The sequence below is a fragment of the Streptomyces sp. NPDC057697 genome, from assembly GCF_042799335.1.
Classification (GTDB): Bacteria; Actinomycetota; Actinomycetes; order Streptomycetales; family Streptomycetaceae; genus Streptomyces.
Genome location: NZ_JBHVJA010000003.1, coordinates 437,719 through 450,258, shown reverse-complemented (window position 1 = coordinate 450,258; position 12,540 = coordinate 437,719). Strand labels below are relative to the sequence as shown.

General features: G+C 73.8%; 7 protein-coding genes. 4 read left to right on the top strand and 3 right to left on the bottom strand.

Features of this window, described 5'->3' with window-relative positions; translation table 11 throughout:
* Nucleotides 1-51: 51 nt before the first annotated feature.
* Both ACFVFH_RS11825 and ACFVFH_RS11820 read right to left on the bottom strand, forming a co-directional pair.
* Nucleotides 52-999 (bottom strand): M56 family metallopeptidase, encoded by a 948-nt coding sequence (locus ACFVFH_RS11825; protein ID WP_383766152.1) that lies wholly within the window; start codon nt 997-999, stop codon nt 52-54.
* A gap of 7 nt (nt 1,000-1,006) precedes the next feature.
* Nucleotides 1,007-1,447: a BlaI/MecI/CopY family transcriptional regulator gene (locus tag ACFVFH_RS11820; protein ID WP_383766792.1), complete on the bottom strand. Its 441-nt coding sequence runs from the start codon at nt 1,445-1,447 to the stop codon at nt 1,007-1,009.
* A 263-nt stretch (nt 1,448-1,710) separates the two neighbouring features.
* On the opposite strand from ACFVFH_RS11820, the gene ACFVFH_RS11815 reads away from it, so the two are divergent.
* On the top strand, nt 1,711-2,166 hold the full coding sequence (locus ACFVFH_RS11815) for a tellurite resistance TerB family protein (RefSeq protein WP_189543223.1): 456 nt from the start codon (nt 1,711-1,713) through the stop codon (nt 2,164-2,166).
* A gap of 362 nt (nt 2,167-2,528) precedes the next feature.
* Here ACFVFH_RS11815 and ACFVFH_RS11810 read toward each other — a convergent pair whose 3' ends face one another.
* Nucleotides 2,529-3,599: a PucR family transcriptional regulator gene (locus ACFVFH_RS11810; RefSeq protein ID WP_383766150.1), complete on the bottom strand. Its 1,071-nt coding sequence runs from the start codon at nt 3,597-3,599 to the stop codon at nt 2,529-2,531.
* A gap of 262 nt (nt 3,600-3,861) precedes the next feature.
* On the opposite strand from ACFVFH_RS11810, the gene ACFVFH_RS11805 reads away from it, so the two are divergent.
* The 3 genes from ACFVFH_RS11805 to ACFVFH_RS11795 all read left to right on the top strand — a co-directional run bounded on the left by ACFVFH_RS11805 (nt 3,862) and on the right by ACFVFH_RS11795 (nt 12,536).
* Nucleotides 3,862-4,533: a hypothetical protein gene (locus ACFVFH_RS11805; protein WP_383766148.1), complete on the top strand. Its 672-nt coding sequence runs from the start codon at nt 3,862-3,864 to the stop codon at nt 4,531-4,533.
* Nucleotides 4,534-4,714: 181 nt separating this feature from the next.
* A complete protein-coding gene (locus ACFVFH_RS11800) occupies nt 4,715-6,844 on the top strand; it encodes a flotillin family protein (RefSeq protein WP_383766146.1) in 2,130 nt (709 codons plus the stop codon).
* 610 nt (nt 6,845-7,454) lie between these two features.
* Nucleotides 7,455-12,536, top strand: a complete 5,082-nt coding sequence (locus ACFVFH_RS11795; protein WP_383766145.1) for a DNA repair ATPase — start codon at nt 7,455-7,457, stop codon at nt 12,534-12,536.
* Nucleotides 12,537-12,540 lie beyond the last annotated feature (4 nt).

The window sequence follows — 12,540 nt, the reverse complement described above, 5'->3', positions numbered from 1 at the left end:
GCGGTCGTACGTACGGGCCCGGTGGACAGTCGTCCGCCGGGCCCGTGCCGTTCACAGCGGGGTCGCCGCGTGCAGGATCCCCACCAGGGTCACCGTCGCGTTGAGCGACGACAGCGCCGAGGCCGCCGTGCCCACCGTCGCGACCAGGGCCGCGAGGGCGACATGGGCGGAGGACGGCGGCCACAGCCGGACCGGCGGAACGGGGGCGAGCAGCGCCTCCACCCGGCGCGGTACGGGGCCCGCCGGGGCCGCGAAGGCCGCGAAACCGGCCGAGACGTCGGGCGCGCGGTGCGAGTACAGCGCCGCCTTGCCCACCGCGACCGCCACCACCCTCCGGTCCCCGACCGCGCAGGCGGCCTCCTCGTCCGCCCACCGTTCGGTGCTGAACGACACCGCGGTGCGCAGCGGCAGCAGAAACGGGTTGGCGCGCGCCGCGAGTTGGACGGCCAGCAGATAGCGGTGGTGCCGAGCGGCCAGATGGGCCCGCTCATGGGCGATCAGCGCCCGCCGCTCACGGGCGTCCAGGCACTCGGCCATCGCGGTCGAGACGACGACCCGCCCCGGACTCCCGGGCAGCGCGTAGGCGTACGGCTCCGCGTCCGGCAGCACCGCGACATCGCCGGAGACGACGGAAGGCGCGGCGGCCAGCGCGCGACGCGCCCCGATCCGCAGCCGCAGATGACGGCAGACCGTCCACCCGCACCCCACCAGCACCGCCGCCAGTGCCCCGATCGCGACGATGCCCGCCTTCTCCTCGTACGGCACCGCCTCCCGCACCTCGGGGTCGGACCAGCCGTCCGGCAGCGGATTGCCCGGGAGCTGCGCGGTGCCCACCACCATCAGCAGCCCCAGGCACAACGTGCTGCACAGGGCGAGCAGCGCGCCGACGACGGCGAGCAGCCGGGTCGCGATGCGGGGGTGCAGATGCTGTTCGGCCAGGCGCGCGATCGGCAGCGCGGTCAGCGGCAGCACGAGCGGCAGACAGACGAAGACACCCATCGGCGGGCTACAGGCCTTCCGTGTCACGGGGGCCGTGGCCGTCCCCCGGATCGTCCGGCGCGTCCGCCCGTGCGAGCAGCGCGCGCAGGCGGTCCTCGTCACCGGGGGAGAGCGCCGAGATGAAGCGGGCGAGCACGGCGTACCGGTCCCGCTCGCCCTCCAGCACGCGGCGCATCCGCAGGGCCGCGAGACCGGCTTCGTCGGAGGCGGGCGTCCAGGTGTAGGAGCGGCCCTCGCGGGACCGGGTCACGGCGCTCTTCGCGTAGAGGCGGGAGAGGATCGTGATGACGGTGGTGTAGGCGAGGTCGCCTTCGAGGTGCTCCTGGACCCACCCGGCCGTCGCGGGGCCGTTCGCCGAGTGCAGCACGGCGAGCACCTGCGACTCCAGTTCGCCCTGGCCGCGCCTGCGCAGGCGGCGGCCTGCGGGACCCAGGCTGCCGGGGAGCACCGCGCCGGAGCGGGGATCCGCGGGAGCGGGCACTCCGTCGCGCGGTGGTTCGTTGTCCGGGTGGCCGGAGCCGGCCGGGTCCATCAGGGGGGTCCGCCCTTCTGTGAAGCCGCGTCGGCCGCGGCGTCGCAGCATCCTACTGACCGCCGGCCCCCCGGGGCCCGTTCCCGGGACACAGCGGACGCCGCTGCTGCTAACTTCTACACGTCTGTAGAGTTGGCTTCAATCCGGCAACGCACCGCAACGCAACGTATGGAGACGTCATGGCACTGTGGGATCGGATCAAGGAATCCGCCTCGTCGATGCAGTCGCAGCTGGAAGCGAAGAAGAACGACCTGAAGAGCGGGGCGTTCCGCGACGCGAGCATGGCCATGTGCGCCCTCGTGGCCGCGGCCGACGGTTCCATCGACCCGTCCGAGCGCCAGCGCGTCGCCTCGCTGATCGCCACCAACGAGGTGCTGCAGAACTTCCCGGCGGACGACCTCCAGCGCCGGTTCAACGACTACGTGAACAAGCTCACCGCCGACTTCGCCTTCGGCAAGGTCAGCGTGCTCCAGGAGATCGGCAAGGCGAAGAAGAAGCCCGCCGAGGCGCGTGCCGTCATCCAGATCGGCATCGTCATCGGCGGCGCCGACGGTGACTTCGACAAGTCGGAGCAGGCCGTCGTCCGGGAGGCGTGCTTCGCGCTCGACCTCCCGCCGCACGAGTTCGACCTGTAGCCCCGCGCGGTCACCCCGCCGGACCGGCCCGACCGGACCGACCACGGTCCGGCCCACCGGACCGACCGACCGGACCGGCCCACCGGTCCGCCCCGAGCCGCCGGAAGAAGCGCGACCGACTGACCACCGGCCGCGCCCGGCGGGCCGGGGGCGCACGACTCCCCCCTGTGCGTCCCCGGCCACCCTCTTCGGACCCCGCCTCCACGGCACCCGCCGGTGGACGCGGGGTCCTGTGGCGTCCGACGGGCCGTCACCGTGCCCCGGGGCCTCGGGGGTGACGCGGGCCGGGTGTCGTGGGGTCGCGTTCCGTTCCGTACGGCTCGTCGCTTCGCCCTGTTTCCGGTCCCCCGTCACCGCCCCCGTCACAGCTCCTTGGTCGGCCAGTCCAGCAGCCGGGCGCCGATCACCGCCGTCTGCAAGGTGTAGCGGTGCATCGGGTCGGACGGATCGGAGCCGGTCAACTGGTTGATCCGTTCCAGCCGGTAGGTCAGCGCCCGCACGCTCAGCGAGAGCCGGCGGGCCGTCTCGGCGGCCACGCAGCCCGCGTCGAAGTAGACCGTGAGCGTCTTCAGGAGCGGCTCGGCACCGCCGCGGGCCTTCTGGAGCGGGCCCAGCTGACTGCGCACCAGGTCGGCCATCGCCTGCCGGTCGCGGGTCAGCACCGGATAGACCAGCAGATCCGCGGCGTACAGCACCGGGTCGTCCAGATCCATCCGCTCCGCCAGATCCAGCGCGTCCAGCGCCTCGTCGTAGGAGTGGACCACCCCGCCGGGCCCGTGGTGCGGGCGGCCCACCGCGACCCGGCCGCCGTCCGTCGCCGCGTGCGACTGCTTGGCGAAGTACCGCAGGACGTCGGGCTGGCTGCCGGGGGCGATGCAGACCAGCCGCCCGTCCTTCGTGGTGAGCAGGATCTTCCGGCCGCTGAACCGGGCCAGCAGCGCCGCCTCGACCGTGCGCGGCACGGAGTCGGTCTCCGTGTACGCCTCCGGGCCCGTGGCCACCGCGACCGCGTGCGCCCGCGAGAGCCGCAGCCCGAACCGGGTGGCCCGCTCGGCGAGCCTGCCCAGATCGCTGCGCCCGTACAGCAGGTCGTCGATGAACTCGCGGCGGGCCGCCTCCTCGCGGCGCACCGTCATCCGCTGGGCCCGCTCGAAGCCCTCCGCGAAGGCGTCGACGGCCTGCTCGACCGCGGCCAGCACGGAATCCGTGGCCGCGCCGTCGGCGGACGAGGTGAGCGGCCAGGCCGCGCGGGTCGCCGAGAGATGACGGACCACCAGGGCGCGCAGCTGGAATCCGTCCTCCGCGGCCTCCTTGCCCAGCAGGCGGCGGTCCTCCAACTCGTCCCGGTTGAGACGGCGGCCGGTGGCGGCCACATCGGCCAGGATGCGGGCATAGTCCCCCAGAACCTCATCGGGAATCTCCGGCTCCGGCACGCGTTCTCCTCCAGTTCTGACGCAACTCCGACACTCGTCCAACGCATACCTGCCGATGCCGGTGCCCGGCATCAAGGAAGGGCAAAGATTGCCGGAATCCGGCAGTGCGACGCGGTGGCCTCCGTGACACGATCCGGTCAGCACCAACCGGGGGAAACACGGGGGGACACGGGGGAAGACCCGGCTGCTGCGGCACCGTTTCAGGCGGTGTCGCGGCACCTGGGTCACCGTCGGCCGCCCGGCAAGTCAAGGGGGTGGACCGATGCGGGAGTTCCTGAGCGCTGCGACCGCCTTTCCCGCCGTTCTGTTCGGCGCCGCACTGGCCGTCGTCGTCTTCTTCTGGCTCCTCGTACTGATCGGCGCGGCCGACCACCATTCCTTCGACGGCGACCTCGGCACCGGCACCGGCATGGCCGGGATCGGCGGCGTGCCGGTCACCGTCTCGGTGTCCGTGATGGTCGTCGTCGGCTGGTTCACCAGTCTCACCGGTACGGTCCTGGTGCACCGCAGCGGGGTCACCGGCCTCACCCGGGCCGCCGCGGCCTGCGGGGTGCTCGTCGCGGCACTGCTGATCGGCCGGATCGTCCTGAGGGTGCTGGTGCGCTGTTTCCGGCGGAGCTTCCCTGACCAGCCGCCGCCATCGCGGCAGGACTTCCTGGGGCGGGTCTGCACGGTCCGTACCGGCACCGTGAGCGCCGACTTCGGCCAGGCCGAGGTCACCGCGGACGACGGCTCCACCGCGATCGTCCAGGTCAGGCTGCTCGCTCCGGCGGACGCCACCGCGCTCGCCGCGGGCAGTGCGGGGCTGCTGTACGCGTACGACGCCGAGGGCGAGTTCTTCTGGGTCTCGCCCTACGACAAGGCGCTGGACCCGGGGCCGCCGACGCCCCGACCACGCACGGCGTCGCGCCGGAACCCGCGCCGCACCGGCTGACCGACCGGACCACTCGCCGGACGCACCGTCCGGCCGCACGGTCCGAGCGCTCCGGCCGGGTGCGCCACCCGCCGCGCCGCCGCCCCTCGACGGGCCCCGCCACCGGGGCCGCCCGTCGCCGCACCGCCGCACCCCCGTCCCTTCACATCTTCATCTTCCTCACCAGCCGTCAAGGACTGTCATGGATGCCATCACCCTGGGCTTCGGTGTGCTCGTAGCCGTCGTCCTGCTCATCGCCGTCGCCCTGCTCTTCGTCATCAGCCGGCTCTTCCGCAAGGTCGAGCAGGGCAAGGCGCTGATCATCTCCAAGACCAAGAAGGTCGATGTCACCTTCACCGGGGCCGTCGTCCTGCCGGTGCTGCACAAGGCCGAGACCATGGACATCTCGGTGAAGACCATCGAGATCCGCCGCACCGGGCGCGAGGGCCTGATCTGCCAGGACAACATCCGCGCCGACATCCACATCAACTTCTTCGTACGGGTCAACAAGACCGTCGAGGACGTCATCAAGGTCGCCCAGTCGATCGGTACGGAACGGGCCAGCGACAAGGTGGCGATCCAGGAGTTCTTCGGCGCGAAGTTCGCCGAGGCGCTCAAGACCGTCGGCAAGCAGCTGGACTTCGTCGACCTGTACACCAAGCGTGAAGAGTTCCGGGACCGGATCATCCGGGTCATCGGCACGGACCTGAACGGCTACCACCTCGACGACGCCGCCATCGACTTCCTTGAGCAGACGCCGATGGCGCAGCTCGACGGCGCCAACATCCTCGACGCCCAGGGCATCCGGAAGATCACCGAGCTGACGGCGATCGAGCATGTGCGCACCAACGAGTTCCAGCGCACCGAGCAGAAGGAGATCACCCGGCAGGACGTCGACGCCCGCGAGACAATCCTGGAGCTGGAGCGCCGGCAGGCCGAGGCCGAGATCAAGCAGCGCCGCGAGGTCGAGACGCTGCGCGCCCGCGAGGAGGCCGCCACCGCCAAGGTCCAGGAGGAGGAACGGCTGGGCGCCCAGGCCGCGTTCATCCGTACGGAGGAGCAGCTCGGCATCCAGCGCGAGAACCAGGCCCGGGAGATCGCCGTCGCGCAGAAGAACCGCGAGCGCGTCATCGCCGTGGAGAACGAGCGCATCGAGAAGGACCGGCTGATCGAGGTCATCGGGCGCGAGCGGCAGACCGAGCTGGACCGGATCGCCGCGACGAAGGAGGTCGAGGCCGAGCGCCGCGAGGTCGCCGATGTGATCCGCGAGCGGATCGCGGTGGACCGTACGGTCGCCGAGCAGGAGGAGTCGATCAAGACGCTGCGGGCGGTCGAGGAGTCGGAGCGCACCCGCAGGTCGGTCATCATCGCCGCCGAGGCGGAGGCCCAGGAGAAGCTGGTCAAGGACATCAAGGCCGCCGAGGCGGCCGAGGCCGCGGCCACCCACCTGGCCGCCGAACAGCTGACGCTCGCGGAGGCCCGGCTGAAGACCGCCGACCTGGACGCCCAGGCCAAGCTGCGGCTGGCCGAGGGGGTCCAGGCCGAGTCCGCGGCGCCCGGCCTGGCGGAGGTCCAGGTGCGGGACGCGGAGGCGGACGTCATCGAGAAGGCCGGTCTCGCCGAGGCCGAGGCCACGTCCGCCCGGCTCAAGGCCGAGGCGGAGGGGGCCAGGCTCAAGGCGCTGGCTGCGGCCGAGGGCACCCAGGCCCAGGCCACGGCGGACGCGGCGATGATCGGTGAGAAGCTGAAGGCCGAGGCGGCGGGACTGACCGAGAAGGCGGCCGCGATGGCGGCGCTGGACGACGCCTCGCGCGGGCACGAGGAGTACCGGCTGCGGCTCGCCGCGGAGAAGGAGATCCGGCTGGCCGGGCTCGACGTGCAGCGGCAGGTGGCCGAGGCGCAGGCGACGGTGCTGGCCACCGGCCTGGAGAACGCCGACATCGACATCGTCGGCGGGGAGTCGGTCTTCTTCGACCGGCTGGTCTCGGCCATCTCGATGGGCAAGAGCTTCGACGGGTTCATGGAGAACTCGGACACCGCGAAGGCCCTCGCGGCCCCGTGGCTCGACGGCTCCTCCTCGTTCACGGACGACCTGACCCGGGTACTGGGCTCGGTGTCCACCGGCGACGTGCAGAACCTGACGGTGTCCGCGCTGCTGATGCGGATGATGCGGGCCCCGGGGGCCGGGGTCGCACCGGCCCAGGTGCAGCAGCTGCTGGCCGCCGCCAAGGAGATGGGACTGGCCGATCTCCCGGTCTCCGCGGTGACCGGCGCGGCGCCGGAGGCCCCGGCCGTGCCCGTCTCGCGGAACGGGGCGGCACCGGTCGCCTAGGACCGCGCGTCCGGCCCGGCCCGGTCCGACCCGGTCCACGCCGGGCGGGTCCGGGCGGGCAGGACGGGGCCGGGCGGGGCCGGACGAACCCGGTCCGACCGGGTCCACGCCGGGCGGGGCGGGTCGGAGCAGGTCGGACGGGCCAGATGAACCGGATGAACCCGGTCCGACCCGGCCGAAGGGCCCGACGGCCTCCCGCTCGGACCGGGCCAGGACCACTCGGACCCGGCCAGGCCCGCTCCGACCCGACCCGACCCGGTCCCGCCCGCTCCGACACGACCGGGTCCGGACGCCGGTCCGGACGCCAGCCCCGGTCCGGACGCCGGCCCCGGCCCCGGCCGCGCAGCCCCGTCAGGCTCGCGGCGCCCGGCACGTACGCTCGCCGCCTGGCCGGTATCGCCCCCGTGCACCCCGTACGAGGACGGTCCGCCGGCCCGGGGGCGCACGCGCCGGACGTCGCGGGCCACGCCCCCGGGCGTACGCCGGGACGCCACGGTCCCGGCCCGGGGCAGGCGCGGACCGCCGGACGGGCGGGGCACCCGGAGCCCGTCCGGCGCGACGAACCCGCCCCACCACACCCCGTAACACCTCGCAGGGAGAAGCCGTACGCATGGACACCGACACCACGACCGCAGCGCCCACCGGCGGCCCCGTGGACGCGGGGACCTACGACGTGCTGCGCCGCAGGCTCGGCGACCGGGCCGGCGAGCTGGCCCGCCGCGCCGAGGAGCTCAACGCGCGGCGCACCGAGGAGTTCGGCTCGACCGAGCTCCGGCTCACCGGCACCGAGCAGCTCCGCACCGCGCGCCCGGCCGTGCCCCGCGACCTGGTGGCCGTCGGCGGGCAGCTGCTGTTCGGCTTCGAACGCGGCCCCGGCGCACCGGATCCGGCCGAGGTGTCCGACGTACTGGCGCTGTACGGACCCGAGTTGGGGGAGCCCGTCGAGGACGGGCCGCCGGCCGACGAAGGCTTCGTACGCGAGTTCACCGGGCTGCACCGCTACTTCCGCGACGCCCGGCTGCTGCGGCTGCGCCGGGTGGACGGAAAGCTGCTCGCCGTCTTCCGTACCGGCGAGAGCGCGGACGGCATCCGGGTGCTGCGCTGGGCGCTCGGCCCGGACGGCTCGCCCGGCGCGTTCCTCGACGCGCGCGGCGACCGGGACCACGTCTTCCCGCCGTCGCACGACTTCACCTGGACCGTCGCGGGCCGCGAGTCGCACGTGCTGGGCCGGCACCCGCACATCGCGGTCGGCGGGAACGGCGTGGACGACGCCGTCCTCTTCGTCGACACGCTCAACGGCGCCCTCACCGTGAAGACGGTGAACGACACCGACACCCCGGACGGGATCTACCGGGAGCCGGTCGCCGAACCCCTCCAGTCGCTCGCCGACGCGGAGGTCGGGCACGCCACGATCGGTCCGCTGGTCCTGCTCCGCGTCCGCCCGTACAACGAGGAGTCCTGGCGGTATCTGGTCTTCAACTCGCTGCTCGGCACCGTGCGGCGGCTGGACGGCATCGGACCGGCCTGCCACCGGCTCCCGGAGGACCAGGGGATCATCTTCCCCGGCGGCTACTACCTCACCACCGGCACCGCCAAGACCTTCGACATCGCCGAGCCGCTCACCGACCCGGTCTTCGAGGGCGCCGTCCGCTCCCCGAACGGCGAGGACGTCCTCTATGTCTTCCGCTCCCCCGACGACGGCCGCGGCCTGCTCCTGCCGTACAACCTGATCCGGCAGGAGGTCGCCACCCCGCTCCAGGGCCGCGGCCACGCCCTGCTCGACGACGGCACGCTGATCCTGCTGCGCACCCCCGCGGGCGGCGACGAACCGGCCCGGGTGCACCCCTTGCAGCGCTGGGCGACCCCGTACGTCTCCGAGACCCACGCGGCCTCCCGCCCCGCCGGGACGGGCCCGCTCGCCCGGATCGGCAACGCCGACCTGGTGCGCGGGATCTCCGACTGCCTGGCGCTGGCGCACAGCGCCGCCGAGACCACCCCGACCGCCGCCGTCTACGCGCAACTGGTCGCGGACTGCACCCGCGCCACCGACCGCTACCACTGGCTCGACGACGGCGAACTCGGTGATCTGGCCGCCCCACTGGCGGAGTTGAGGGCCACCGCCGAACAGGTCGTCGTCGAGTTCGAGACCGTGCGGGAGCTGACCCGGCAGGCCGCCGAGGCGCTCGACGCGGCGGCCGACCGCCTCACCGCGCTCGTCCGCCGGATCCGCGGCGAGGCCCCCCGCTCGGCCGCCGCCTGGGTCGACCAGCTCACCGAACTGCGCCACGCCCACGGCCATCTGGCGACCCTGGCCGAGATGCGGTACGCGGACACCGCGCGGATCTCCGAACTCTCCGCCGCGACCGCCGCCGACCTCGAATCGGCCGCCCAGCGCGCCGTCGCGTTCCTCGGCCGGGACGACGCCTTCACCGGCTACCACGACGACATCGCCGCGCTCGGCGCCGAGGCCGCCGCGCTCGCCACCGTCGCGGACGCGGCGGCGCTGGGCGACCGGCTGGACGGGATGACGGCCGGTCTGAGCACCGTCACGGACGTCGTCGCCGGACTCGACATCGGGGACACCACGGTCCGTACGTCGATCCTGGAGCGGATCGCGGAGGTCCTCGGCGGGGTCAACCGGGCCCGCGCCACGCTCGAAGCCCGCCGCCGCGAACTCCTCGACCACGAGGGCCGGGCCGAGTTCTCCGCCGAGTTCGCCCTGCTCGGACAGGCCGTCACGGGCGCGATCGCCGCGGCGGACACCCCGGACGCCTGCGACGACCAACTTGCCCGGCTGTTGCTCCAGCTGGAAAACCTGGAGTCCCGGTTCGCGGAGTTCGACGACTTCCTCGCCGAGCTGGCCGAGCGCCGCACGGAGGTGTACGAGGCGTTCTCGGCCCGCAAGCAGACCCTCCAGGACGCCCGCGCCCGGCGCGCGGAGCGGCTGGCGGACTCGGCCGCCCGGGTCCTGGAGACGGTCTCCCGGCGGCTGGCCGCCCTGCCCGACCAGGACGCCGTCCACACCTACTTCGCCTCCGACCCGATGGTCGCCAAGATCCGCCGCACCGCCGAGGAGCTGCGCGGCCTCGGTGACCCGGTGCGCGCCGAGGAGCTGGACGGACAGCTGCTGGCCGCCCGCCAGGAGGCCGGGCGGGCGCTGCGCGACCGCAGCGAGCTGTACGCGGACGACGGCGCCACGATCCGGCTGGGCCGGCACCGGTTCGCCGTGAACACCCAGCCCTTCGACCTGACGCTCGTCCCGCAGGGGGACCGGCTGTCGTTCGCCCTCACCGGCACCGACTACCGCGCCCCGGTCACCGACCCGGAGTTCGAGGCGAGCCGCCCGTACTGGGAGCAGACCCTCCCCTCGGAGTCCCCACGGGTCTACCGGGGCGAGCATCTGGCCGCCCGGCTCCTCGACGAGCGGGGCGCGGACGCCCTGGCCGCCCTGGACCCGGCCGCTCTCACCTCCCTGGTGCGGGAGTCGGCGGCGGCCGCGTACGACGAGGGCCATCAGCGCGGGGTCCACGACGAGGACGCCACCGCGATCCTCACCGCCCTGCTGCGGCTGCACGCCGGGGCCGGACTGCTGCGCTTCCCGCCCGCCGTCCGGGCGGCGGCCCAGCTCTTCTGGACGTACGGGGCGGACGAGGACCGGCGCGCGTCCTGGACCCGGCGGGCGCTCTCGCTGGCCCGCGCCCGTGACACCTTCGGCCTCACCCCGGCCGTGGACGCCCTGCGGGAGGAGTGGGCGGCCGTCATCGCGGGCGACGGGCCGTCAGCCGCCGGAAAGGCGACCGTCCCCGGGGGCGAGGTTCCACCCGCCGCCGGAAAGGCGGTCGCCATCGGGGGCGAGACCCCGTCCGCCGCCGGGGAAGCGGCCGTCCCCCCGGGCGTGACCCCGTCCGCCGTCGCCGGGTACCTCTTCGAGGAGCTGACCAGCGGCCCGGCCGGGTTCGTCACCAGCGGCGCCGCCCGCACCTTCCTGGACAAGTTCCGCCGCACGACCGGCACTCCGGCCTACGACGAGGACCTCGCCGCGCTCGGCGACGACCTGCCGTCCCGCCGCCAGCTCGTGGAGGGCTGGCTCGGCTCGTACGCCGCCGCGAGCGGCACCCCGATCGACGCCGGGGACCTCGCGGAGGCCGTCGCCGTGGAGCTCTGCCCGGAGCCGCTGCTCGACCGCTACGACTGCGAGGCCCCGCTCACCGCGCGGGTGGACGGCCTGCTGGGCACCCACCCGCGCATCGACCGGGGCACCCTGGACGTCCGGCTCGACGAACTCCTCGCCCGGACCGCCGAGTTCCGTGCCGTGACCGTCCCCGGCTTCCGCGCCTACCAGCGCCGCCGCACCGCGCTGGTGAGCGCCGAGCGGGCCCGGCTGCGGCTGGACGACCACCGGCCGCGCGTCATGTCGGCGTTCGTCCGCAACCGGCTGCTGGACGAGGTGTACCTGCCGCTGATCGGCGACAGCCTCGCCAAGCAGATCGGCACCGCCGACGCCGACCGGCGCACCGACTCACAGGGTCTGCTGCTGCTCGTGTCGCCGCCCGGCTACGGCAAGACCACGCTGATGGAGTACGTGGCCGACCGGCTGGGGCTGGTCCTGGTCAATGTCAGCGGGCCCAACCTCGGCCACGACGTGACCTCGCTCGATCCGGCCCAGGCCCGCACCGCGACCGCCCGCCAGGAGGTCGAGAAGATCAACTTCGCGCTGGAGGCGGGCAACAACACACTCCTCTACCTCGACGACATCCAGCACACCTCGCCCGAACTGCTCCAGAAGTTCATCTCCCTCTGCGACGCCACCCGGCGGATCGAGGGCGTCCGGGACGGCGAACCGCGCAGCCACGACCTGCGGGGCAAGCGGTTCGCGGTGTGCATGGCGGGCAATCCGTACACCGAGTCCGGCGAGCGGTTCCGCATCCCGGACATGCTCGCCAACCGGGCCGACGTCTGGAACCTCGGCGAGGTGCTGAGCGGCCGCGAGGACGTCTTCGCGCTGAGCTTCGTGGAGAACGCGCTGACCGCCAACCCGGTGCTGGCCCCGCTCGCCGGGCGTTCCCGCGACGACCTCGCCCTGTTCGTACGGCTCGCCTCCGGCGACTCCTCGGCACGGGCGGACCGGCTGGAGCACCCGTACACGCCCGCCGAGACGGACCGGATCGTCGCGGTCCTGCGCCATCTGCTGACCGCCCGGGACACGGTGCTGGCCGTGAACGCCGCGTACATCGCCTCGGCCGCGCAGACCGACGCGACGCGCACCGAGCCGCCGTTCCGGCTCCAGGGCTCCTACCGCGACATGAACAAGATCGCCGAGCGGATCGTCCCGGTGATGAACGACGCGGAGCTGTCCGCCGTCGTCGACGACCACTACGCGGGCGAGGCCCAGACACTGACCTCCGGCGCGGAGTCCAACCTGCTCAAACTCGCCGCGCTGCGCGGCCGCCTCACCCCCGAGCAGTCCGCGCGCTGGTCCGCGATCACCGCCTCCTACGTCCGCACCCAGGCCCTGGGCGGCCCGGACGGCGACCCCATGACCCGGGCGGTCGCCGCGCTGGGGCTGCTCGCGGACCGGATCGCGGCGGTCGAGTCGGCCATCGCCCGGGTCGCGGACCCGCGCCATGTGCTCAGCAACCCGCAGGCCCGGCACGCGGCTCCGCCGCCCGCCGCACCCGCCGAAGACCACTGACGGA